Annotated in this window: 19 protein-coding genes; 12 read left to right on the top strand and 7 right to left on the bottom strand. The window is 48.8% G+C overall.

Features of this window, described 5'->3' with window-relative positions; all coding sequences use genetic code 11:
* The first annotated feature begins 40 nt into the window (after positions 1-40).
* The 7 genes from iaaA to C1192_RS08145 all read left to right on the top strand — a co-directional run bounded on the left by iaaA (position 41) and on the right by C1192_RS08145 (position 10,136).
* Positions 41-1,006 (top strand): beta-aspartyl-peptidase, encoded by a 966-nt coding sequence (iaaA, locus tag C1192_RS08175; protein ID WP_016248516.1) that lies wholly within the window; start codon positions 41-43, stop codon positions 1,004-1,006.
* Positions 993-2,864 carry a glutathione ABC transporter ATP-binding protein GsiA gene (gene gsiA / locus C1192_RS08170; RefSeq protein WP_001516056.1) on the top strand — a complete coding sequence of 624 codons (1,872 nt, stop codon included), beginning with the start codon at positions 993-995 and terminating at the stop codon, positions 2,862-2,864. The genes iaaA and gsiA overlap by 14 nt, the downstream gene beginning before the upstream one ends.
* A gap of 19 nt (positions 2,865-2,883) precedes the next feature.
* On the top strand, positions 2,884-4,422 hold the full coding sequence (gene gsiB, locus C1192_RS08165; RefSeq protein WP_038355202.1) for a glutathione ABC transporter substrate-binding protein GsiB: 1,539 nt from the start codon (positions 2,884-2,886) through the stop codon (positions 4,420-4,422).
* A gap of 17 nt (positions 4,423-4,439) precedes the next feature.
* The gene (gsiC, locus tag C1192_RS08160; protein WP_000936055.1) at positions 4,440-5,360 is read left to right on the top strand and encodes a glutathione ABC transporter permease GsiC; all 921 of its coding nucleotides are present in this window, start codon (positions 4,440-4,442) and stop codon (positions 5,358-5,360) included.
* A 2-nt stretch (positions 5,361-5,362) separates the two neighbouring features.
* Entirely contained in the window at positions 5,363-6,274 is a 912-nt protein-coding gene (gene gsiD / locus C1192_RS08155) for a glutathione ABC transporter permease GsiD (RefSeq protein WP_001516059.1), read from the top strand.
* A 177-nt stretch (positions 6,275-6,451) separates the two neighbouring features.
* Positions 6,452-8,800 carry a sensor domain-containing phosphodiesterase gene (locus tag C1192_RS08150; RefSeq protein WP_016248521.1) on the top strand — a complete coding sequence of 783 codons (2,349 nt, stop codon included), beginning with the start codon at positions 6,452-6,454 and terminating at the stop codon, positions 8,798-8,800.
* Positions 8,801-8,807: 7 nt separating this feature from the next.
* Positions 8,808-10,136, top strand: a complete 1,329-nt coding sequence (locus tag C1192_RS08145) for a GGDEF domain-containing protein (protein WP_038355201.1) — start codon at positions 8,808-8,810, stop codon at positions 10,134-10,136.
* A 46-nt stretch (positions 10,137-10,182) separates the two neighbouring features.
* On the opposite strand, the gene rimO is transcribed toward C1192_RS08145, so the two are convergent.
* The 3 genes from rimO to C1192_RS08130 all read right to left on the bottom strand — a co-directional run bounded on the left by rimO (position 10,183) and on the right by C1192_RS08130 (position 14,208).
* The gene (gene rimO, locus C1192_RS08140) at positions 10,183-11,508 is read right to left on the bottom strand and encodes a 30S ribosomal protein S12 methylthiotransferase RimO (RefSeq protein WP_038355200.1); all 1,326 of its coding nucleotides are present in this window, start codon (positions 11,506-11,508) and stop codon (positions 10,183-10,185) included.
* A gap of 127 nt (positions 11,509-11,635) precedes the next feature.
* The gene (locus C1192_RS08135) at positions 11,636-12,871 is read right to left on the bottom strand and encodes an oligosaccharide MFS transporter (protein WP_038355199.1); all 1,236 of its coding nucleotides are present in this window, start codon (positions 12,869-12,871) and stop codon (positions 11,636-11,638) included.
* 254 nt (positions 12,872-13,125) lie between these two features.
* Positions 13,126-14,208, bottom strand: coding sequence for a LacI family DNA-binding transcriptional regulator (locus C1192_RS08130; RefSeq protein WP_038355198.1), 1,083 nt, complete (start codon positions 14,206-14,208; stop codon positions 13,126-13,128).
* A gap of 233 nt (positions 14,209-14,441) precedes the next feature.
* Between C1192_RS08130 and C1192_RS08125 the strand changes: the two genes are divergently transcribed.
* From C1192_RS08125 to C1192_RS08115, 3 genes are all read left to right on the top strand, one after another.
* Entirely contained in the window at positions 14,442-16,496 is a 2,055-nt protein-coding gene (locus C1192_RS08125; protein ID WP_038355197.1) for a beta-galactosidase, read from the top strand.
* Between the two features lie 104 nt (positions 16,497-16,600).
* Complete coding sequence (bssR, locus tag C1192_RS08120; RefSeq protein ID WP_000497146.1) at positions 16,601-16,984, top strand: biofilm formation regulator BssR; 384 nt, start codon at positions 16,601-16,603, stop codon at positions 16,982-16,984.
* Between the two features lie 110 nt (positions 16,985-17,094).
* Positions 17,095-18,213, top strand: coding sequence for a PQQ-dependent sugar dehydrogenase (locus tag C1192_RS08115; RefSeq protein WP_038355196.1), 1,119 nt, complete (start codon positions 17,095-17,097; stop codon positions 18,211-18,213).
* On the opposite strand, the gene gstB is transcribed toward C1192_RS08115, so the two are convergent.
* Complete coding sequence (gene gstB, locus C1192_RS08110) at positions 18,210-18,836, bottom strand: glutathione S-transferase GstB (RefSeq protein ID WP_038355195.1); 627 nt, start codon at positions 18,834-18,836, stop codon at positions 18,210-18,212. The genes C1192_RS08115 and gstB overlap by 4 nt on opposite strands.
* A 245-nt stretch (positions 18,837-19,081) precedes the next feature.
* On the opposite strand from gstB, the gene dacC reads away from it, so the two are divergent.
* A complete protein-coding gene (dacC, locus tag C1192_RS08105; RefSeq protein WP_038355210.1) occupies positions 19,082-20,284 on the top strand; it encodes a serine-type D-Ala-D-Ala carboxypeptidase in 1,203 nt (400 codons plus the stop codon).
* 47 nt (positions 20,285-20,331) lie between these two features.
* On the opposite strand, the gene deoR is transcribed toward dacC, so the two are convergent.
* Both deoR and ybjG read right to left on the bottom strand, forming a co-directional pair.
* Complete coding sequence (gene deoR, locus C1192_RS08100) at positions 20,332-21,090, bottom strand: DNA-binding transcriptional repressor DeoR (RefSeq protein ID WP_038355194.1); 759 nt, start codon at positions 21,088-21,090, stop codon at positions 20,332-20,334.
* A 57-nt stretch (positions 21,091-21,147) separates the two neighbouring features.
* The gene (ybjG, locus tag C1192_RS08095; protein ID WP_038355193.1) at positions 21,148-21,744 is read right to left on the bottom strand and encodes an undecaprenyl-diphosphate phosphatase; all 597 of its coding nucleotides are present in this window, start codon (positions 21,742-21,744) and stop codon (positions 21,148-21,150) included.
* 285 nt (positions 21,745-22,029) lie between these two features.
* Here ybjG and mdfA point away from each other — a divergent pair, with 285 nt between their 5' ends.
* Complete coding sequence (gene mdfA / locus C1192_RS08090) at positions 22,030-23,262, top strand: multidrug efflux MFS transporter MdfA (protein WP_001516067.1); 1,233 nt, start codon at positions 22,030-22,032, stop codon at positions 23,260-23,262.
* Between the two features lie 40 nt (positions 23,263-23,302).
* Here mdfA and C1192_RS08085 read toward each other — a convergent pair whose 3' ends face one another.
* The gene (locus C1192_RS08085) at positions 23,303-23,587 is read right to left on the bottom strand and encodes a hypothetical protein (protein WP_077784562.1); all 285 of its coding nucleotides are present in this window, start codon (positions 23,585-23,587) and stop codon (positions 23,303-23,305) included.
* Positions 23,588-23,602 lie beyond the last annotated feature (15 nt).

Here is a 23,602-nt window from a genome sequence, read left to right as displayed (position 1 = left end):
ATAGCAAAAGTGGCGAGCCACCCTTTAATGGACGAAAACTATGGGCAAAGCAGTCATTGCAATTCACGGTGGCGCAGGCGCAATTAGCCGCGCGCAGATGAGTCTGCAACAGGAATTACGCTACATTGAGGCGCTGTCTGCCATTGTTGAAACCGGGCAGAAAATGCTTGAAGCGGGCGAAAGTGCGCTGGATGTGGTAACAGAAGCTGTGCGCTTGCTGGAAGAGTGCCCACTATTTAACGCCGGTATTGGTGCTGTCTTCACCCGTGATGAAACTCATGAGCTGGACGCCTGTGTGATGGATGGTAACACCCTGAAAGCCGGTGCGGTCGCGGGCGTCAGTCATCTGCGCAATCCGATTCTTGCTGCCCGTCTGGTGATGGAGCAAAGCCCACATGTGATGATGATTGGCGAAGGAGCGGAAAATTTTGCTTTTGCTCATGACATGGAACGCGTCTTGCCGGAGATTTTTTCTACGCCTTTGCGTTATGAACAACTGATGGCGGCGCGTGAGGAAGGGGAAATGATCCTCGACCATAGCGACGCACCGCTGGATGAAAAACAGAAAATGGGCACTGTGGGCGCTGTGGCGTTGGATCAATACGGCAACCTGGCGGCAGCCACGTCCACGGGGGGAATGACTAACAAATTACCCGGTCGGGTCGGTGACAGCCCGCTTGTCGGTGCCGGGTGCTACGCCAATAACGCCAGCGTGGCGGTTTCTTGTACCGGTACGGGCGAAGTCTTCATTCGTACGCTGGCGGCATATGACATCGCTGCGTTAATGGATTACGGCGGTTTAAGTCTCGCGGAAGCCTGCGAGCGGGTAGTGATGGAAAAACTCCCTGCGCTTGATGGCAGTGGTGGTTTAATCGCTATCGATCATGAAGGTAACGTCGCGTTACCGTTTAACACCGAAGGAATGTATCGCGCCTGGGGCTATGCAGGCGATACGCCAACCACCGGTATCTACCGTGAAAAAGGGGACACCGTTGCCACACAGTGATGAGCTTGATGCCGGTGATGTGCTGGCGGTTGAGAACCTCAATATTGCCTTTATACAAGACCTGCAGAAAATGGCTGCGGTTCGCGGCCTCTCTTTTAGTCTGCAACGCGGCGAGACGCTGGCGATTGTTGGCGAATCCGGTTCCGGCAAGTCAGTTACAGCACTGGCGTTGATGCGTCTGCTGGAACAGGCGGGCGGTTTGGTACAGTGCGATAAAATGCTGTTGCGGCGGCGCAGCCATGAGGTGATTGAGCTTAGTACGCAGAGCTCCGGGCAAATGCAGCATATACGCGGCGCAGATATAGCGATGATTTTCCAGGAGCCGATGACGTCGCTAAACCCGGTATTTACTGTGGGTGAGCAGATTGCTGAGTCTATCCGTTTGCATCAAAACGCCAGTCGTGAAGAAGCGATGGTGGAGGCGAAGCGGATGCTGGATCAGGTTCGCATTCCGGAAGCTCAAACCATTCTTTCACGTTATCCCCATCAACTCTCCGGAGGGATGCGCCAGCGGGTCATGATCGCAATGGCACTGTCATGTCGCCCGGCGGTGCTGATTGCCGATGAGCCGACCACCGCGCTGGATGTCACCATCCAGGCGCAGATCCTGCAATTAATCAAAGTATTGCAAAAAGAGATGTCGATGGGCGTCATCTTTATCACTCACGATATGGGCGTGGTGGCAGAGATTGCCGATCGGGTGCTGGTGATGTATCAGGGCGAGGCGGTTGAAACGGGTAGCGTCGAACAGATATTTCATGCGCCGCAGCACCCCTATACCCGTGCACTGCTGGCTGCTGTTCCGCAGCTCGGCGCGATGAAAGGGCAAGATTATCCCCGTCGTTTTCCGCTGATATCACTTGAACATCCGGCTAAACAGGAAAGTCCTGTCGAACAGAAAACGGTGGTGGATGGCGAACCTGTTTTACAGGTGCGTAATCTGGTTACCCGTTTCCCTTTGCGTAGCGGGTTGTTGAATCGCGTAACGCGAGAAGTGCACGCCGTTGAGAAAGTCAGTTTTGATCTCAGGCCTGGTGAAACGCTGTCGCTGGTGGGCGAGTCTGGCAGCGGTAAATCCACTACCGGACGGGCGCTGTTGCGTCTGGTCGAATCGCAGAGCGGCGAAATTATCTTTAACGGTCAGCGAATCGATACTCTCTCGCCCGGTAAACTTCAGTCGTTGCGCCGCAATATCCAGTTTATTTTTCAGGATCCTTACGCCTCGCTGGATCCTCGCCAGACCATCGGTGATTCGATTATCGAACCGCTGCGCGTACACGGTTTATTGCAGGGTAAAGAGGCTGCTGCACGCGTTGCGTGGTTGCTGGAGCGCGTTGGCCTGTTACCTGAACACGCATGGCGTTACCCGCATGAGTTTTCTGGTGGTCAGCGTCAGCGCATCTGCATTGCCCGTGCGTTGGCGCTGAATCCGAAAGTGATTATTGCCGATGAAGCCGTGTCGGCGCTGGATGTTTCTATTCGCGGGCAAATTATCAACCTGTTGCTTGATCTTCAGCGTGATTTCGGTATCGCGTATCTATTTATCTCCCACGATATGGCAGTCGTGGAGCGGATCAGTCATCGCGTGGCGGTGATGTATCTCGGGCAAATCGTTGAGATTGGCCCACGGCGCGCGATATTTGAAAATCCGCAGCACCCTTATACGCGTAAATTACTGGCGGCAGTTCCGGTGGCGGAACCGTCCCGACTGCGACCACAGCGCGTACTGTTGTCGGACGATCTTCCCAGCAATATTCATCTGCGTGGCGAAGAGGTTGCCACCGTCTCGTTACAATGCGTCGGACCGGGGCATTACGTCGCACAACCACAATCAGAATACGCATTCATGCGTAGATAACATTCAGGCGGAGAATAAAATGGCAAGAGCTGTACACCGTAGTGGGTTAGTGGCGCTGGGCATTGCCACAGCGTTGATGGCATCTTGTGCATTCGCTGCCAAAGATGTGGTTGTGGCGGTGGGGTCGAACTTCACCACGCTCGATCCGTATGACGCGAATGACACGTTATCGCAGGCTGTGGCGAAATCGTTTTATCAGGGGCTGTTCGGTCTGGATAAAGAGATGAAGCTGAAAAATGTGCTGGCAGAGAGTTATACCGTCTCTGATGACGGCCTCACTTACACCGTGAAATTGCGCGAAGGGATTAAGTTCCAGGACGGCACTGACTTCAACGCTGCGGCGGTAAAAGCGAATCTGGATCGAGCCAGCGATCCGGCGAATCATCTTAAACGCTATAACTTGTACAAAAATATTGCCAAAACTGAAGCGGTCGATCCGACAACGGTGAAGATTACGCTCAAACAGCCGTTTTCCGCGTTTATTAATATTCTCGCTCATCCGGCGACAGCAATGATTTCACCTGCGGCACTGGAAAAATATGGTAAAGAGATCGGCTTTCATCCGGTCGGAACCGGGCCGTATGCGTTGGATACCTGGAATCAGAGCGATTTTGTGAAAGTGAAGAAATTTGCGGGTTACTGGCAGCCCGGTCTGCCCAAACTGGACAGCATTACCTGGCGTCCGGTGGCGGACAACAACACCCGGGCGGCAATGTTGCAAACCGGTGAAGCGCAGTTTGCTTTCCCTATTCCTTATGAACAAGCCGCGTTACTGGAGAAGAACAAAAATATCGAGCTGATGGCCAGTCCGTCGATTATGCAGCGTTATATCAGCATGAACGTGACGCAAAAGCCGTTCGATAATCCGAAAGTGCGTGAGGCGCTGAATTACGCCATCAACCGTCAGGCGCTGGTTAAGGTGGCATTTGCAGGATATGCAACGCCAGCTACCGGTGTTGTACCTCCGAGTATTGCCTACGCGCAAAGTTATCAACCGTGGCCTTACAATCCGGCTAAAGCACGTGAGTTACTGAAAGAGGCGGGGTATCCCAACGGTTTCAGTACCACGCTGTGGTCATCACATAACCACAGCACCGCGCAGAAAGTGCTGCAATTTACCCAGCAGCAGTTAGCGCAGGTAGGGATTAAAGCCCAGGTGACGGCGATGGATGCCGGACAACGGGCGGCGGAAGTGGAAGGAAAAGGGCAGAAAGAGAGCAATGTGCGGATGTTCTACACGGGGTGGTCGGCATCGACCGGCGAAGCTGACTGGGCGCTTTCGCCGCTGTTTGCTTCGCAGAACTGGCCACCGACGCTGTTTAATACCGCGTTTTACAGCAATAAGCAGGTGGATGAAGACCTTGCTCAGGCACTGAAAACCAACGATCCGGCGGAAAAGGCACGCTTGTATAAGGCGGCGCAGGATATCATCTGGCAAGAATCGCCGTGGATCCCGCTGGTGGTAGAAAAACTGGTGTCGGCACACAGTAAAAACCTGACCGGTTTTTGGATCATGCCAGATACAGGCTTTAGCTTTGAAGACGCGGATTTGCAATAAGCAACGCAGGGAGTGGAATGCTTAATTACGTTATCAAACGCTTACTGGGATTGATCCCAACGCTGTTTATCGTCTCGGTGCTGGTGTTTTTATTTGTCCATATGCTGCCCGGCGATCCGGCGCGATTGATTGCCGGCCCCGAAGCCGATGCTCAGGTTATCGAACTGGTGCGCCAGCAACTGGGGCTGGATCAGCCGCTGTATTACCAGTTCTGGCACTACATCAGCAATGCCGTACAGGGGGATTTTGGTCTGTCGATGGTGTCGCGTCGTCCGGTTGCCGATGAGATTGCCAGCCGCTTCATGCCTACATTGTGGCTGACTATTACCAGTATGGTTTGGGCGGTGATATTTGGTATGGCGGCGGGGATTGTGGCCGCCGTCTGGCGTAACCGTTGGCCGGATCGATTGAGCATGACCATCGCGGTATCGGGGATTTCCTTCCCGGCATTTGCTCTGGGGATGCTTTTGATTCAGGTGTTCTCCGTTGAGTTGGGGTGGCTGCCGACTGTTGGTGCAGACAGTTGGCAGCACTACATTTTACCCTCCCTGACACTTGGCGCAGCGGTGGCGGCGGTGATGGCGCGTTTTACCCGTGCTTCATTTGTCGATGTCTTAAGTGAAGATTATATGCGTACCGCGAGGGCGAAAGGGGTGAGCGAAACCTGGGTCATCCTCAAACATGGGTTACGTAATGCGATGATCCCGGTGGTTACCATGATGGGCTTACAGTTTGGCTTCTTGCTCGGCGGCTCCATTGTCGTGGAGAAAGTCTTTAACTGGCCCGGACTTGGACGTTTACTGGTCGATTCGGTAGAAATGCGTGATTACCCGGTGATTCAGGCAGAAATTATGCTTTTCTCGCTGGAATTTATTCTTATCAACTTAGTGGTGGATGTGCTTTACGCTGCCATTAACCCGGCTATCAGGTACAAGTAAGGATGCGATTATTTAACTGGCGACGTCAGGCGGTGTTAAACGCTATGCCACTGGTAAAACCTGACCAGGTACGTACACCGTGGCATGAGTTCTGGCGGCGTTTTCGTCGTCAGCATATGGCGATGAGCGCCGCATTGTTCGTTATCTTATTGATTATAGTGGCTGTTTTGGCGCGCTGGATCGTTCCTTATGACGCCGAAAATTATTTTGACTATGACAACCTGAATAACGGCCCCTCTTTGCAGCACTGGTTTGGCGTCGATTCACTGGGGCGCGACATTTTCAGCCGTGTCCTGGTGGGGGCGCAAATCTCGCTGGCGGCTGGCGTATTTGCGGTGTTTATTGGTGCGGCGATTGGGACGTTGCTGGGCTTGCTGGCAGGATATTATGAAGGCTGGTGGGACCGACTGATCATGCGCATTTGCGATGTGCTGTTTGCGTTTCCCGGTATTTTGCTGGCTATCGCTGTTGTCGCGGTGTTGGGAAGTGGTATTGCTAACGTGATTATCGCCGTCGCTATTTTTTCCATTCCGGCGTTTGCCCGATTGGTGCGCGGCAACACACTAGTGTTGAAACAGCAAACCTTTATTGAATCAGCACGCAGTATTGGTGCCAGCGATGTGACTATTTTGTTGCGTCACATCTTACCGGGGACAGTCTCTTCTATCGTCGTGTTCTTCACCATGCGTATTGGCACCTCGATTATTTCCGCCGCCAGCCTGTCGTTTCTCGGCCTTGGCGCGCAGCCGCCGACGCCAGAGTGGGGGGCGATGCTCAATGAAGCGAGAGCGGATATGGTTATCGCGCCGCATGTGGCGGTTTTTCCGGCACTGGCCATTTTTCTGACCGTGCTGGCTTTCAACTTGCTGGGCGATGGTTTACGCGATGCGCTGGACCCCAAAATTAAAGGATAATCACGGTTGAATATTGCTTGAAAGGGTTATCACCTCGCAGGAAATTATTGCCTGAAGCAAGTGTTGTAACTTTTTGCTGATTTTGTAGAATCTGGTCATTTAGTTAAAAAGTCGCTGTGGGGAACTATTTATGCAGCGGCACAGCGTACTGGCAGTTATTTTGTTAAATGTATTAACATGCTGAGTTTATACGAAAAGATAAAGATAAGGCTGATAATTTTATTTTTATTGGCTGCGCTGTCATTTATTGGTCTTTTTTTCATCATTAACTATCAGTTGGTATCGGAACGTGCGGTAAAACGTGCCGATAGCCGCTTTGAACTTATTCAAAAAAACGTTGGCTATTTCTTTAAAGATATTGAACGTTCGGCCCTGACGTTAAAAGACTCACTCTATTTGTTGAAAAACAGTGAGGAGATTAAACGTGCTGTTATTCTGAAAATGGAAATGATGCCATTTTTAGATTCAGTGGGACTGGTGCTGGATAATAATAAATATTATCTCTTTTCGCGGCGGGCGAACGATAAAATCGTTGTTTATCATCAGGAAAAGGTTAATGGGCCGCTTATCGATGAGGCGGGGCGCGTTATTTTTTCCGATTTTAACCCGTCGCAACGTCCGTGGTCTGTATCCTCGGATGGCTCTGACAGTAGCTGGAATCCGGCATACAATTGCTTTGATCGCCCGGGTAAAAAATGTATTTCTTTTACGCTACGAATTAACGGCAAAGATCGTGATTTGCTGGCTGTTGATAAAATTCACGTCGATTTAAATTGGCGATATCTGAACGAATACCTTGATCAAATCAGCGCAACGGATGAAGTCCTGTTTCTGAAACAAGGTCATGAAATCATTGCCAAGAATCAACTCGCTCGCGAAAAATTGATTATTTATAATAGCGAAGATAGTTATAATATTATTGATTCTGTTGATATAGAATATATCGCAAGGAAATCGGCAGTTCCTAATAATCCATTGTTCGATATCTATTTTTATTATCCTACGGGGGATTTATTTAACGCATCAGACAAACTCTTTTATTTACCATTTGCTTTCATTATTATCGTATTGCTGGTGGTTTACTTAATGACCACCCGTGTGTTCCGTCGACAATTTTCCGAAATGACAACGCTGGTCAATACGCTGGAATTTTTACCCGACTCTGCGGATCAAATGCAGGCACTGAAAATTCGTGAAGGCGATGCAAAAGAGATTATCAGCATCAAAAATTCGATCGCGGAAATGAAAGATGCAGAAGTTGAGCGTTCAAATAAATTGCTCTCGCTGATCTCCTACGATCAGGAAAGCGGGTTTATCAAAAATATGGCGATTATTGAGTCAAACAATAATCAGTATCTGGCCGTTGGGATCATCAAACTGTGCGGACTGGAAGCCGTCGAAGCGGTGTTTGGCGTTGAGGAACGCAACAAAATCGTCAGGAAACTGTGTCAGCAAATTGCCGAGAAATACGCGCAATGTTGCGATATTGTGACATTCAATGCCGATCTCTATTTATTATTGTGTCGGGAAAATGTAGAGATTTTTACCCATAAGATCGCGATGATAAACGATTTCGACAGTAGCTTTGGCTACCGCAATCTGCGTATACATAAATCTGCCATTTGTGAACCTCTGAAAGGCGAAAATGCCTGGAGCTACGCAGAAAAACTAAAACTGGCGATTTCCAGTATCCGCGATCATATGTTCTCTGAATTTATTTTCTGTGATGATGAGAAACTCAGAGAAATTGAAGAAAATATCTGGATTGCGCGCAATATCCGTAATGCAATGGAAAAAGGCGAGCTATTTTTGGTCTATCAACCGATTGTTGATATTAATACCCGCGACATTCTGGGAGCTGAGGCGCTGTGCCGCTGGGTTTCAGCAGAGCGGGGGATAATCTCGCCGCTGAAGTTTATTGCTATCGCTGAAGATATCGGTTTTATCAATGAACTGGGTTATCAAATTATTAAAACGGCGATGGGGGAATTCAGACATTTTAGCCAGCGTGCGGAACTGCAGGAAGGTTTCTTACTGCATATTAATGTTTCGCCCTGGCAGTTAAACGAGCCACACTTTCATGCGCGTTTTACAGCTATTATGGAAGAACATGAGCTGAAAGCGAATAGCATCTGTATTGAGATCACTGAAACAGTGATTGAACGTATTAATGAACATTTTTATCTCAATATTGAACAACTGCGTCAACAAGGAGTACGGATATCGATTGATGACTTTGGTACAGGTTTGTCAAACCTGAAGCGTTTTTATGAAATTAATCCTGACAGCATAAAAGTAGACTCGCAATTTACCGGCGATATTTTCGGCACTGCGGGAAAAATTGTACGCATTATCTTCGACCTGGCCCGCTATAACCGGATCCCGGTAATTGCAGAAGGTGTTGAGAGCGAAGAGGTTGCGCGTGAATTAATCAAATTAGGGTGTATTCAGGCCCAGGGGTATCTATATCAGAAGCCGTTGCCATTCTCTGCCTGGGACAAAAGTGGAAAGTTAGTAAAAGAGTAGTTTAGGTATGTCCAGAATCAATAAATTCGTACTTACAGTCAGTCTGCTGATTTTTATCATGATTTCAGCAGTTGCCTGCGGGATCTATACCCAGATGGTAAAAGAACGGGTGTATGGCCTGAAACAGTCCGTTATTGATACTGCTTTTGCGGTGGCAAATATTGCCGAATATCGGCGCAGTGTGTCAATTGATCTCATTAACACGCTTAATCCGACTGAAGAACAACTGTTGGTTGGCTTGCGCACAGCTTACGCTGACTCGGTTTCACCTTCTTATTTGTATGATGTTGGTCCTTATCTGATTTCCAGCGACGAGTGTATTCAGGTTAAGGAGTATGAAAAAAATTATTGTGCAGATATTATGCAGGTTGTTAAGTATCGGCATGTCAAAAATACGGGGTTTATCTCTTTTGACGGTAAAACCTTCGTCTATTATCTCTATCCGGTTACTCACAACCGCAGTCTGATATTTTTGCTTGGGCTGGAACGATTTTCGTTACTCTCAAAGTCGCTGGCAATGGATAGCGAGAACCTGATGTTCTCTTTATTCAAAGGTGGCAAGCCAGTTGTTGGGGATGAATATAACGCGAAAAATACCATCTTTACTGTTTCGGAAGCGATGGAACACTTCACTTATTTACCAACGGGGTTGTATGTCTTTGCTTATAAGAAGGATGTCTATTTTCAGGTTTGTACTTTAATTATTTTCTTTGCCGCATTAGTGGCAGCGATATCGGGGATAAGTTGCATGTATCTGGTACGCAGAGTCATTAATCGCGGCATCGTTGAGAAAGAAGCTATCATTAATAACCATTTTGACCGCGTGCTGGATGGTGGGCTTTTCTTCTCGGCGGCGGATGTCAAAAAACTCTACAGCATGTATAACTCAGCGTTTCTTGACGACCTGACGAAAGCAATGGGCAGAAAATCTTTTGATGAAGATTTAAAAGCCCTGCCGGAAAAAGGTGGCTATTTGTGCCTGTTTGACGTCGATAAATTCAAAAACATTAACGATACCTTCGGGCATTTGCTGGGCGATGAAGTGTTGATGAAGGTAGTGAAAATTCTCAAATCACAGATTCCGGTAGATAAAGGCAAAGTCTACCGCTTTGGCGGCGACGAATTTGCGGTGATTTATACCGGTGGTACTCTGGAAGAGTTGCTATCAATACTAAAAGAAATCGTCCATTTCCAGGTGGGGAGCATTAACTTAAGCACCAGTATCGGCGTGGCGCATTCAAATGAATGTACTACCGTTGAACGGCTGAAAATGCTGGCAGATGAGCGGCTGTATAAAAGTAAGAAAAACGGCAGGGCGCAGATTAGCTGGCAATAATGCTTATTAGCAGGCCGGGCGGGTAATTTGCCCGGCCTGACATTAATTAAACCCGACTACCCCACAAATCGTACTCATCGGCGTGTTCGACTTTCACACGCACAATATCACCCGGCTTAACGTTGGTTTCACCATTGAGATAAACCGCGCCGTCAATTTCCGGTGCATCTGCCATGCTGCGGCCAATCGCGCCTTCTTCGTCCACTTCGTCAATGATCACCAGAATTTCACGACCCACCTTCTCCTGCAGACGCTTGGCGGAAATCTGCTGTTGCAGTTGCATGAAGCGGTTCCAGCGTTCTTCTTTCACTTCTTCCGGAACCTGGTCAGGCAGGGCATTGGCATCAGCACCTTCAACCGGGCTGTATTTAAAGCAACCAACGCGATCCAGACGAGCTTCTTTCAGGAAATCGAGCAGCATCTGGAAATCTTCTTCCGTCTCGCCAGGGAAGCCGACAATAAAGGTTGAGCGCAGTGTCAGTTCCGGGCAAATTTCGCGCCACTGTTTAATGCGCGCCAGTTGGCGATCTACAGAACCCGGACGCTTCATCAGTTTGAGAATGCGCGGGCTGGCGTGCTGTAACGGAATATCCAGATACGGCAGAATTTTGCCTTCTGCCATCAACGGGATGACGTCATCCACATGCGGGTAAGGGTAAACGTAGTGCAGGCGCGTCCAGATCCCCAGTTTTGATAGCTGTTCGCACAGGCTGACCATGCTGGTTTTTACCGGTTCGCCGTTGTGGAAGCCAGTGCGGTGTTTTACATCAACACCATACGCGGAAGTATCCTGGGAGATCACCAGAATCTCTTTAACACCCGCATCAACCAGACGTTTCGCTTCACTTAACACTTCGCCAATCGGGCGGCTCACCAGATCGCCGCGCATAGACGGAATAATGCAGAAGGTGCAACGATGGTTACAGCCTTCGGAAATCTTCAGATAAGCATAATGATGCGGTGTCAGCTTAACACCTTGCTCCGGCACCAGGCTCAGGAATGGGTTGTGTTTCGGTTTTGGCACGTAGTGATGAACGTGTTCCAGAACCTGCTCGTAGCTATGAGGGCCGGTGATTTCCAGCACTTTTGGATGGACTTCGCGGATTTGATCTTCTTTCGCCCCCAGACAACCGGTCACAATTACCTTGCCGTTTTCATTCAACGCTTCGCCAATGGCTTCCAGTGATTCTTGCACCGCACTGTCAATAAAGCCGCAGGTGTTGACGATCACCATATCTGCGTCGTCATAGCTCGGTACTACATCATAACCTTCAGTGCGCAGTTCAGTCAGAATGCGCTCTGAATCGACGAGGTTTTTCGGACAGCCGAGGGAAACAAAGCCGATTTTCGGCTGGGGAGTTACTTTGCTCATAGCTTAAAAAATATTCAGTTACAGGAAAGGTCAGGGCAGGGATTCTACAGAGTTCTGGATAAAATTTGTATCGCAATCTGGTCAACCGGTGAGGAAAGCGCCCCAAATAAAGGGGCGCAAATGAGGATCATGCTACAGAATTTTCAGTTAGCGTCTCCGTAGGCTGGCTGCTGGATTTGTCCCGCAGCGTAAAGACCGAAATAAGCGTGAAGCAACCGGCAATAGCCCCCAGGATTAGATGGGTTTCAGCAAAGCCAATGGTGTCATACAGATAGCCTGCAATGGGTGAATAGATTGCTGTGGCGATGGATGCCACAAAAAGCACTAGCAGGTAGACCGTTGAAGAGAGTTTATGATCAAAGTTAGCCGCGATAAATTTAAACACAGACACCAGGATCAGTGGTTTTTCGATGGCGTGAATCATTTTAACGGCTGTAATCCACACCGGTCCCAGTTGGATTGCAGAACCGGCAATGCGTAACGACATAATGGTTCCGGCAATCACTAACGCCCATTTTGCACCAGTGCGGTTAACAAACCACGGCATCAGGCAGAGAAATAAGGTTTCTCCGCAGACCTGAACAGAAGCCAGAATTCCGTACCAGCGATTGCCTTCTTCTGGTGTCGGAAATTGCAGCGAAAAATACTGTGCGAACTGTTGATCGTAGGTGTCATAAATTTGTGTTACGAACAGAGTGAACATCAATAAAAACCAGAACTGACTATTTTTTGCCAGCTCAAGGGCATGGATGGCTTTCAGCGAATTGGTTTTTTCAATTTCGGCCTCGGTAAGTTCGATTTTGGTAAACATAAAGCAGATTGCGGCGATCACAATGGCGCAGCTTGCCAGCCAGAAAGAGAGATTAGGGTTGGTATCAATATATTTACCAACAATCCACGCGGCGGCGGCCCATCCCAGAGAGCCCCACATCCTTACGCGACCATATTCAAAATGATAACGACGCGAAACTTTATCTATCCAGGAATCCAGAACGCCACAGCCAGAATTAAAAATGATCCCCAGGTAAACGCCACCCAAAACAGCGCCCAGCCAGAAGTTATGAACCAGAAGCGGGGCATACACATAAATAAAGAATGGGCCTACGGGAAGTAATAATGCGACGAGGATCCAGATGAGTTGTTTCTTAAGACCAAATTTATCGGAGATGAAACCGAAGAACGGCTGCATTAATAACGCAATGAAAGCATTAACGGAATAAAGTAATCCTGTGCGTGTGGCGGTAATTTCCAGATGCTGTGTCGTCCATATGACAAAAAATGCCATCGTTGCCGACCAGGCGAAGAGGTACAGAAAATCGAAAATACTGAGCAAAATATAATTACGTTTACCGGGCAATAACATAGCCATATCCTCAATCACTGGCGTTGGGTCATTTACCGTTGGCACAGGCATTAGCTGTGCTTACTGGTTATTGTTTTGGTATGCATCTCCGGAAATGTCATACGTTAACAATTTCATTTTTACTCTGGCCCTGACATTGATGATTAGGCAATGTGTTAAATGAATGTTTGAGATTTACATCACATTTATTGCTGATAATAAAAAAGATTTAGCGAAATGGATCACTAAATCTTCTTTATGAGAACGTATTACTTTTATGCCTTGCGTGTTAGCTCATCTGCCAGCGTGCGAAGGTGTTCGGCAATATTCATCAGATCAGCCTGTGGTGAGTGCAGAGGGCCAGCAGAATTACGCACGACCAGACGGCTGGGAAGGATGGTTGAAGAGCGGAGCATAGCTTGTGCATCGTCCGGCTGTAAAATTTGTTGAACGGCAATTTTCCCTTGCAAATCAAAGTCGATTGCGACGGTCGTCAGTGAAGGTTCAAAAAACGCACTCTCATAGGTGTCGTCATAGCCAATGACAGAAATATCCTGCGGGATTTTACGTTTTTGTTGATGTAAGGCGCTTAACGCACCCAACGCCATCTGATCGTTCGCGATCAGAAGAGCGGTCGCCTGTGGCGTTTCACGTAGCATCTGTAATATCGCCAGATAGCCGCTTTGAGCGTCCCAGCTACCGTAATGTATGGCCAGCGGTGTCAGTTGGAGTGAGGCGAGGGTATCGCGCCAGGTATTGAGTCGTAACCGCGCCGGTACTGAATTTTCAGGGCCAGAGATCAAGCAAAATTGACGATGCCCCAAGTCGTAAAGATATTTTACGCTGGCGCGTGCACCTTCTGCGGGATTAAAGGTGACGTTAAACACCGGGCTATAAGGGTCCACGTCGAGAAACAGACACAATACATCACTGTTTTCAGCAACCAGAGTTTCAGCCAATGCCGTTTCCAGGGGGGCGTTGATAATAATCTTTGTTACCCGTTGTGCTTTTAAGTCATTAACTGCAGCCTGAATACCTTTAATATCAACATCATCAATCATCGATATCAGCACCTGATATCCCTGCTCCCCGGCATATTTTTTTACCGCCGCCGCAATTTGTGAAGGGGCATGTAGGGCGAGTGAGGTGGTGACCAGCCCCACCGTTTTGCTCTCTTTCCCTACCAACTGTTGAGCTACGCGATTTGGAACGTACTTCAGTTCGGCAATGGCTTGTTCAATTTTTTGACGTGTTTTGGCAGACACGTTCGCTGAATTGTTAAGCACCCGCGACACTGTCTGATAAGAAACATTGGCATGACGAGCAACATCGGCAAGGGTTGCAGCTTTGGTTTTCATATTCGCCCCGGCTAAAAGATTTGTCACAGTATACCGCAGTGAATGTCATACGTATCACGCTCACGTATTTCAGCGCATGTCTGCCAAACAGTGGAGCCTGTTTGAATGGAAAAACGCGTAGTTGCTCACATTTCTACCGGACACTTCTTGCATAACGAAGCAATTAATTACTAGATGACAGTATTGTGAACGAATAACATTTTTTGTCTGTTTAAAACAATTCAGGAGTCAGCATGGACAAGCATCCACCGATCATCCCCACAGCCCCGTGGTTACTTCATGGTGCCGATTACAATCCGGAACAATGGTTACATGTCCCTGGGATCCTGGAGAAAGATATTGCCATGATGCAACAGGCTGGTTGTAACACCATGTCGGTGGGCATCTTTAGCTGGTCAATGCTGGAACCCACAGAGGGGGAATATCGCTTTGACTGGCTGGATGAGGTGTTGGATAAACTTCATGCTGGCGGGATCTCTGTCTTCCTGGCAACCCCGAGCGGAGCCAAACCCGCCTGGCTTGCAGCACGTTATCCAGAGGTTCTGAGAGTTAGCGCGTCACGCGAGAAAATGCTTCACGGCGGTCGCCATAATCACTGCCTTTCTTCGCCAGTGTATAAAGAAAAAGTGACGCAAATTAACCGTAAGCTGGCGCAGCGATACGCGAATCATCCGGCGGTTCTGGGATGGCATATCAGTAATGAGTATGGCGGTGAGTGTCATTGTAACGGATGCCAACAGGCGTTTCGCCATTGGTTGCAGACTCGTTACACCACTCTTGAGGCACTTAATCAGGCATGGTGGACAGGCTTCTGGAGCCATACATACAGTGACTGGTCACAAATTGAGTCACCTTCTCCATTAGGTGAGATGTCTAACCACGGCCTGAATCTTGACTGGCGACGCTTTGTCACATCGCAGGTAAAAGAATTCTATCAAATGGAAGTCGCGCCGCTAAAAGCAGAACGGCCTGAGTTACCCGCGACGACCAATTTTATGTGGTATTTCAATGATTACAACTACTGGTCATTAGCTGAGGTTGTCGATTTTGTAAGTTGGGATAGCTATCCCATGTGGCACAAACAGGAAGATGAACGCGCCGTAGCTTGTAAAACAGCGATGTATCACGATCTGATGCGTACCTTGAAAAATAAACCGTTCATTCTGATGGAATCCACCCCCAGCCAGACAAGTTGGCAGCCAACCAGCAAATTGAAAAAGCCGGGAATGAACATTCTTTCTTCTTTACAGGCCGTCGCTCATGGCGCAGATGGCGTGCACTATTTTCAGTGGCGTAAGAGTCGCGGATCCGTGGAGAAGTTTCATGGTGCGGTGGTTGATCACGTCGGTCATCTGGAGACGCGTACCGGGCGCGAAGTTATACAGCTAGGGCAACGACTGGCACATCTTAAGCAATTGGTCGGGACGAAAACTCAGGCTAAAGTTGCCATTATTTTCGACTGGGAAAACCGCTGGGCGGTTAATGATGCTGCCGGGCCGCGCAATTGCGGTATCCATTACGAACAAACGGTAGTGGATCATTACCGACCTTTCTGGGAGCAGGGGGTGGCGGTCGATATTATCAACGCTGATTGTGATCTTACGGGGTATCAATTAGTTATCGCTCTAATGCTCTATATGGTTCGCGATGGATTTGCTGATCGTGCCCGTGCCTATGTCGAAGCTGGTGGCAATTTTGTCACCACTTACTGGTCCGGGATTGTCAATGAAACTGATTTATGTCACCTGGGCGGTTTTCCTGGCCCGTTGCGTGACCTGATGGGCGTGTGGGCTGAAGAGATCGATAGCCTTAATGATTATCAGCATAACGAAGTTATCTGCGAGCCGAATGCCTATGGATTGCAAGGTAAATGGCAGGCAAGGGAATTATGTGCGGTTATTCACGCCGAAGGCGCACAGGTTCTGGCGCGCTATGGTGAGGATTTTTATGCAGGTACACCTGCGTTAACGGTAAATCACGTCGGACAGGGACGTGCTTTCTATGTGGCTTCGCGTAATGATGCGTCATTTCATCAAGCGTTTGCTGCGATGTTGATCAACTCACTTAATCTTCCAAAAGCCCTTGCGACTGAACTTCCTGTTGGCGTTATTGCAACGCGTCGGACAGACGGCAATCAGGAATGGGTTTTTGTACAAAATTACACTGCTCATGTACAAAATGTGGTGCTTCCTGGTGCATGGCGAGTGGCGGAAACAGGCAAGGCTTGTTCACAAGAATTAGAACTGGCACCCTGGGGATGCGAGATACTGGAAAGAGAAATAATGTAAATTATTATTAATAAGATGTGAAGTATTGATCCTTGACAGCACTTTGTTCAAAAAGTAGCCATACTATTTAATTGCACTAAGGCTGCAAAGAGGAGGATCGAAGTATGTTCGTTGACAGACAGCGAAGCGATCTGCTTAATCGGTTGAACGATGCTCGAGTTGACCTCGCCGCATATGTGCGACTGAGGAAGGCCAAAGGATACATGTCCGTCAGCGAAAGCAATCATCTACGAGATAACTTTTTTAAACTGAATCGCGAACTGCACGATAAATCGCTGCGGTTGAATCTTCACCTGGATCAGGAAGAGTGGAATGCTCTTCATCATGCTGAAGAAGCATTAGCGACAGCCGCAGTATGTTTGATGAGTGGGTATCATGATTGCCCAACTTTTATTACCGTCAACGCCGATAAGCTTGAAAATTGTCTGATGAGCTTAACGCTGAGTATCCAGAGCCTGGAGAAGCACGCCATGCTTGAGCAGGCCTGAAAGCTAAGGGGGAGAAGGCGTCTCCCCCTTCATATTTAAGTTTATGTAAAAATAAATTTGTCACGCCCCTGACTGACTACGCTTTAAGCCAGAGTCAATCCGGAGGTGTTATGTATCGACAATCCTTTTACCTTGTGCCCCTTCTCTGTATTCCTTCCGCTCTTTGGGCGGCACCCGAAACGGTAAATGTCGAAGTACTGCAGGATAAACTCGACCATCCGTGGGCGCTGGCCTTCTTACCGGATAATCACGGCATGTTAATCACCCTGCGCGGCGGCGAGTTACGCCACTGGCAAGCAGGAAAAGGATTATCTGCGCCGCTTGCCGGTGTGCCGGAAGTCTGGGCGCACGGGCAGGGCGGTTTGCTGGATGTGGCATTAGCGCCTGATTTTGCCCAGTCGCGCCGTATCTGGTTAAGTTTTTCTGAAGTCGGTGATGATGGTAAAGCCGGAACTGCCGTAGGTTATGGCCGCTTAACTGATGACCTCGCAAAAGTGACGGACTTCCGCACCGTTTTTCGCCAGACGCCAAAACTTTCTACCGGTAATCATTTTGGCGGGCGGCTGGTATTTGATGGTAAAGGCTATCTGTATATTGGTCTGGGTGAAAACAATCAGCGCCCGACGGCGCAGGATCTGGATAAATTGCAGGGTAAATTAGTGCGCCTGACCGACCAGGGCGAGATCCCGGATGATAATCCCTTTGTGGAGGAGTCTGGTGTGCGAGCCGGGATCTGGTCTTATGGCATTCGTAACCCGCAAGGGATGGCGATGAATCCGTGGAGTAATACGCTGTGGTTGAATGAACACGGTCCGCGCGGCGGCGATGAAATTAATATCCCGGAAAAAGGTAAAAACTACGGTTGGCCGCTGGCAACTTGGGGGATGAATTACTCAGGTTTTAAAATACCGGAAGCGAAAGGGGAAATTGTCGCCGGGACTGAACAACCCATTTTTTACTGGAAGGATTCACCGGCGGTGAGCGGCATGGCCTTCTATAACAGCGACAAATTCCCCCAGTGGCGGCAAAAATTATTTATTGGCGCGCTGAAAGATAAAAATGTCATCGTGATGAGCGTTAAAGGCAACAAGGTGGCAGAAGATGGTCGCATATTAACGGACAGGAGGCAGCGAATTCGTGATGTTCGCAGCGGACCCGACGGTTATTTATACGTTCTGACCGACGAGTCCAATGGAGAATTACTCAAAGTTAGCCCACGCAATAATTAGCTAACAGGGATCATCACAACTTTACGCACCGCGGGGCGTTCGGTGAGTTGCTGATACCAGCGTTGCAGATTCGGACGTGGTGTCCAGGTCAGGCCAACGTTAAACAAATTGTAGATAAACGGCGCGATGGCAATGTCGCCCACACCAAATGCATCGCCGGAGAACCATTTCACTTTCGCCAGCTCTGCATCGAGAAGGGCAAACAGGGCGTCGCATTCCTTGCAACTGGCATCAATGGCGGCCTGATCGCGCTTTTCCGGTGGCGTTCTGACCAATCCCATCAGGATCCCTCGATGGGCATTACTGAGCGTCTGGTTTGCCCAGTCCATCCACTTTTCGGCTTCTGCGCGGCGTGCCGGTGAGTCGATCCATAAACGGTTTTGCCCGTACTGTGCTGCAATGTAGCGGACAATGGCGTTTGATTCCCAAAGAATTAAATTACTTTCGTCGTCACGCAACAGCGGCACTAGCCCGTTAGGATTCATCGCCAGAAAATCGGCGTCATGGTTTACCCCAAACTCACGACCCGCCAAAATTTGCTCATAAGGTAGTTCCAGTTCTTCGAGCGTCAGCAACACTTTTTTAACGTTGGTTGAATTATTCCGACCCCACAGCGTAATCATAGTCACCCCTTTTATACAGGCAGCCACAGGCTGAACAGGATTCCGATGGTGAAGTAAAGTTAACTTTTAAGCAACAGTGAGTAAAAAAATGACACCAGAAGCAGCGAAGCGGCAGGATATTGCATAAACTTTAAAAACTTTACCAACTTACGGTTTCTTTAAGCTTGTGTGTGCGTTATTAATCACCGAACTTATCATACGGCGATATAACGTATTTTTTTTGAATGGATACTCGGGTGGCATTTATGACGCAATACTCCTCTTTCCTTCGTGGTCTTGCAGCGGGTTCTGCATTTTTATTCCTTTTTGCCCCAACAGCATTTGCGGCGGAACAGACCGTTGAAGCGCCGAGCGTGGATGCGCGTGCATGGATTTTAATGGATTATGCCAGCGGCAAAGTGCTGGCAGAAGGCAATGCGGATGAGAAACTGGACCCCGCAAGCCTGACTAAAATCATGACCAGCTATGTGGTTGGGCAGGCGCTTAAGGCCGATAAGATCAAACTCACCGATATGGTGACGGTCGGCAAAGATGCCTGGGCAACGGGCAATCCAGCGCTGCGCGGTTCATCGGTCATGTTTCTCAAACCGGGCGATCAGGTCTCTGTGGCGGATTTGAATAAAGGTGTGATCATTCAGTCCGGTAATGATGCCTGTATTGCACTGGCAGATTATGTTGCGGGCAGCCAGGAGTCATTTATTGGTTTGATGAATGATTATGCGAAGAAACTGGGCCTGACCAACACCACCTTCCAGACGGTACACGGCCTGGATGCACCGGGGCAGTTTAGTACCGCGCGCGATATGGCATTGCTGGGTAAAGCGTTAATTCACGATGTACCGGAAGAGTATGCCATTCATAAAGAGAAAGAGTTTACCTTTAACAAAATTCGCCAACCTAACCGTAATCGCCTGTTGTGGAGCAGTAACGTTAATGTTGATGGTATGAAGACCGGAACCACGGCAGGTGCGGGATACAATCTGGTCGCTTCGGCTACCCAGGGTGATATGCGTTTGATCTCTGTGGTGCTGGGGGCGAAAACTGACCGTATCCGTTTTAATGAGTCTGAGAAATTACTGACCTGGGGTTTCCGCTTCTTTGAAACCGTGACACCAATTAAACCTGATGCCACCTTTGTGACTCAGCGGGTTTGGTTTGGTGATAAGAGCGAAGTGAATCTCGGTGCCGGTGAAGGGGGATCGGTGACTATCCCTCGTGGGCAACTGAAAAACCTGAAAGCCAGTTACATGTTAACGGAACCGCAGCTTACCGCACCGCTGAAAAAAGGTCAGGTCGTCGGCACTATTGATTTCCAGCTTAACGGCAAGTCGATTGAACAGCGTCCGCTGATCGTGATGGAAAATGTGGAAGAGGGCGGATTTTTTGGTCGGATGTGGGACTTCGTAATGATGAAATTCCATCAGTGGTTCGGCGGCTGGTTCTCTTAATCTTCTGATGACCGGATGACGCGTTAACGTCATCCGGTTATGCATCATCAATACATCAACTTAATATGCTGCGTCTGTGCGTACTTCACATACTCATCTTCCGGGCAACGATCGCTTACCACAATATCAAATCGTTTCAGGTCACTCATGCGTACCGGGCGTACCTTGCCAAACTTACTGTGGTCGACAACCAGCACATGCTTTTGCGCCATCGACATGGCCCAGTGTTTTACCGGCAACTCTTCAAGATTAAAACAGGTAGCACCTTTACTGATATGCACTCCGGCTGCGGAATAAAAAGCGATATCTGGACAGAAATTATTCAACGTCAATTGAAAATCGACGGGTTTAAAAATGGCGTTACTGGCATGAAATTCACCGCCGCAAAGAAACACCCGGCAATGGGGTTTCTCTTTCAGTGCCAGAAAGGTATTTAGTGAATAACAAACGGCGGTGAAAGGGATTTCATTATCTATCGCTTCAATAATCCACGGCGTGGTAGTGCCACAGTCAAAAAAGAGGGTCTGATCGGGTTCTACCAGCGTCGCAGCCAGTTTTGCCGCCCGGCGTTTTTCTTCCACCAGACGGGATTTTTGATCGCTTAACAGGTAATGGCTGGCACTGCGCGGTTCCAGAACGATATAACCGCCGAGTAATACGACGGGGGCGCTGTTGTTATTCAAATCGCGGCGAATCGTCATCTCTGAAACCCCGAGCAGGGTGGCGGCGTCCTTCAGATGTAACTTATCGCTGCGTTTTAATTCTTGCAGTAATTGCCCGATACGCTCTTCGCGACGTGTTTCCATAATCCCTCTGAATTGTTATTGAAGCGAGCCGCCTGATATTACACTTTTTATCCGAAATCAGCCACGCACCCAGCCTTTACGTATTGGTAAGGCGAAACAGATGCGATACCACAATTGCAGCCGCTGGTAGAGCCTGGATCCCACAGCTTGCCAGATAATCTGGGCGTTAAGGCAACCAATCATTCCCGCCAACAATCCACCAAGCATGTCCAGCGGCCAGTGAACACCGAGATAAACGCGCGACCAGGCAATAACTACCGCCAGTACCATGAGGATTGCTCCTGACCACAAACGATGCCAGCATAAAAATGCCAGCGCAAAGGTAAATATCACCGTGCCATGATCGCTCGGGAAAGAGTCATCTACTGCATGATGCAGGAAGTTATAGCCGACATTCTCGACAAATGGACGGTCATGCGGAAACAGATGGCCCATCGTCCAGGAAACAAACAGACTGACCGCTAGCGCGATGGCGATTTTTATCACCAGTTGTCGTTGCGCCGTAAATCCCCATAGCCAAAGCACCGTAGCCAACAATGGCACCACGGTAATTAAATCTTTGGCAATAAAAATTGCTAACGAAATCATCCATGCGGATGAGTCTGGCGTCGCATTAATAAGAGAGAATAATGAATAATTCAGATTTTCCAGCATAACTTTCAGACTCAAAAGGTGATTAGTGGGCAGCCATCAGGCAAGTCGATGAGAATAAATCGCTTGTTAAACAGGGTAAAGCGGCATCGTCTTATTTACCTCAACCGGATTGGCTTACAGCAGAGAATGGTAACGCGAAGAAATTAAATAAAGCTTAAAGAAAGGGGGGCTATACTCGGAATAACGTAAGAATGTGCTTAACCGTGGTTTCAGCTACAAAATTTGCTTTCTCGTTTGCCACGCTTTTATTAAAATTTGCGCGATTATTATTGGCGAAGAAATTGCATGCAAAATAAATTAGCAACAGGTGCCAGACTTGGGCGTCAGGCATTACTTTTCCCCCTCTGTCTGGTGCTCTACGAATTCTCGACCTATATCGGCAACGATATGATTCAACCCGGTATGCTCGCCGTGGTGGAGCAGTATCAGGCGGGTATTGACTGGGTTCCTACTTCGATGACCGCTTACCTGGCGGGAGGGATGTTTTTACAGTGGCTGTTAGGACCACTGTCGGATCGTATTGGTCGCCGTCCGGTAATGTTAGCTGGCGTGGTGTGGTTCATAATCACCTGCCTGGCGATATTACTGGCGCAAAACATTGAACAATTCACGCTGTTGCGCTTTCTACAGGGGATAAGCCTCTGTTTCATTGGCGCTGTGGGTTACGCCGCGATTCAGGAATCTTTTGAAGAGGCGGTTTGTATCAAGATCACCGCGCTGATGGCGAATGTGGCGCTGATTGCTCCGTTACTCGGGCCATTGGTGGGTGCCGCGTGGATTCATGTGTTGCCCTGGGAAGGGATGTTTGTGTTGTTTGCTGCATTGGCGGCGATCTCCTTCTTCGGTCTGCAACGTGCGATGCCAGAAACGGCTACGCGCATTGGCGAGAAACTGTCGCTGAAAGAGCTTGGTCGAGACTATAAGCTGGTACTGAAGAACAGCCGCTTTGTTGCAGGAGCGCTGGCGCTGGGATTTGTCAGTCTGCCGTTACTGGCGTGGATTGCCCAGTCACCGATTATCATCATCACCGGTGAACAGTTGAGTAGCTATGAATATGGTTTGCTGCAAGTGCCCATTTTCGGCGCGTTAATTGCGGGTAATTTGCTGCTGGCACGTCTGACCTCGCGCCGTACCGTACGTTCGCTGATTATTATGGGGGGCTGGCCGATTATGATTGGTCTGCTGGTCGCCGCAGCGGCCACGGTCATCTCATCGCACGCGTATTTATGGATGACCGCCGGGTTAAGTATTTATGCTTTTGGTATTGGTCTGGCGAATGCAGGGCTGGTGCGTTTAACGTTGTTCGCCAGTGATATGAGTAAAGGGACGGTATCGGCGGCGATGGGGATGTTGCAAATGCTGATCTTTACCGTAGGTATTGAGATCAGTAAACATGCCTGGCTGAATGGCGGTAATGGATTGTTTAATCTGTTTAATCTTGCCAACGGAGTTTTGTGGCTGCTGCTGATGTTTATCTTTTTAAAAGATAAACAAACAGGAAATTCTAACGACGGATAAGAAAATGCCTGGTTGTTTTATACAATCAGGCATTCAGGGATTAGTGGTGATGGTCGTCGATCTGATGTTCGATTACCATCCCTTCGCCTACGCTGGCAAGGTGACGGACATATGGATGTGCACGGTAAGCCGGAGCTGGCGTAGGGACCACGTATACGGTTTGCGGCACGCTGGCAACGCTGACGGCTTGCGGAACGCTGACTGAATCAGGGACCACCACCACTTTGTATCCACTCGGCACATCAACGGTGACACTTTGCGCCATTGCCACACCAGTAAAACTCAACAGAAACGCGCCCAGCAGTACACATTTTTTCATCATCATTTCGCCTGAAATAAT

Source organism: Escherichia marmotae (assembly GCF_002900365.1).
GTDB classification, from domain to species: Bacteria; Pseudomonadota; Gammaproteobacteria; order Enterobacterales; family Enterobacteriaceae; genus Escherichia; species Escherichia marmotae.
Note: the sequence above shows the minus strand (reverse complement) of the source record. Positions and strands in the feature narration are given on the sequence as shown.

What these genes read in the sequence shown, in the direction of transcription:
- gstB (WP_038355195.1), bottom strand. Translation starts at nt 18,836, where the DNA reads ATGATTACGCTGTGGGGTCGGAATAATTCAACCAACGTTAAAAAAGTG.
- C1192_RS08125 (WP_038355197.1), top strand. Translation starts at nt 14,442, where the DNA reads ATGGACAAGCATCCACCGATCATCCCCACAGCCCCGTGGTTACTTCAT.
- C1192_RS08135 (WP_038355199.1), bottom strand. Translation starts at nt 12,871, where the DNA reads ATGTTATTGCCCGGTAAACGTAATTATATTTTGCTCAGTATTTTCGAT.
- mdfA (WP_001516067.1), top strand. Translation starts at nt 22,030, where the DNA reads ATGCAAAATAAATTAGCAACAGGTGCCAGACTTGGGCGTCAGGCATTA.
- dacC (WP_038355210.1), top strand. Translation starts at nt 19,082, where the DNA reads ATGACGCAATACTCCTCTTTCCTTCGTGGTCTTGCAGCGGGTTCTGCA.
- deoR (WP_038355194.1), bottom strand. Translation starts at nt 21,090, where the DNA reads ATGGAAACACGTCGCGAAGAGCGTATCGGGCAATTACTGCAAGAATTA.
- gsiD (WP_001516059.1), top strand. Translation starts at nt 5,363, where the DNA reads ATGCGATTATTTAACTGGCGACGTCAGGCGGTGTTAAACGCTATGCCA.
- iaaA (WP_016248516.1), top strand. Translation starts at nt 41, where the DNA reads ATGGGCAAAGCAGTCATTGCAATTCACGGTGGCGCAGGCGCAATTAGC.
- C1192_RS08150 (WP_016248521.1), top strand. Translation starts at nt 6,452, where the DNA reads ATGCTGAGTTTATACGAAAAGATAAAGATAAGGCTGATAATTTTATTT.
- bssR (WP_000497146.1), top strand. Translation starts at nt 16,601, where the DNA reads ATGTTCGTTGACAGACAGCGAAGCGATCTGCTTAATCGGTTGAACGAT.
- C1192_RS08085 (WP_077784562.1), bottom strand. Translation starts at nt 23,587, where the DNA reads ATGATGATGAAAAAATGTGTACTGCTGGGCGCGTTTCTGTTGAGTTTT.
- C1192_RS08130 (WP_038355198.1), bottom strand. Translation starts at nt 14,208, where the DNA reads ATGAAAACCAAAGCTGCAACCCTTGCCGATGTTGCTCGTCATGCCAAT.
- ybjG (WP_038355193.1), bottom strand. Translation starts at nt 21,744, where the DNA reads ATGCTGGAAAATCTGAATTATTCATTATTCTCTCTTATTAATGCGACG.
- rimO (WP_038355200.1), bottom strand. Translation starts at nt 11,508, where the DNA reads ATGAGCAAAGTAACTCCCCAGCCGAAAATCGGCTTTGTTTCCCTCGGC.
- C1192_RS08115 (WP_038355196.1), top strand. Translation starts at nt 17,095, where the DNA reads ATGTATCGACAATCCTTTTACCTTGTGCCCCTTCTCTGTATTCCTTCC.
- C1192_RS08145 (WP_038355201.1), top strand. Translation starts at nt 8,808, where the DNA reads ATGTCCAGAATCAATAAATTCGTACTTACAGTCAGTCTGCTGATTTTT.
- gsiB (WP_038355202.1), top strand. Translation starts at nt 2,884, where the DNA reads ATGGCAAGAGCTGTACACCGTAGTGGGTTAGTGGCGCTGGGCATTGCC.
- gsiC (WP_000936055.1), top strand. Translation starts at nt 4,440, where the DNA reads ATGCTTAATTACGTTATCAAACGCTTACTGGGATTGATCCCAACGCTG.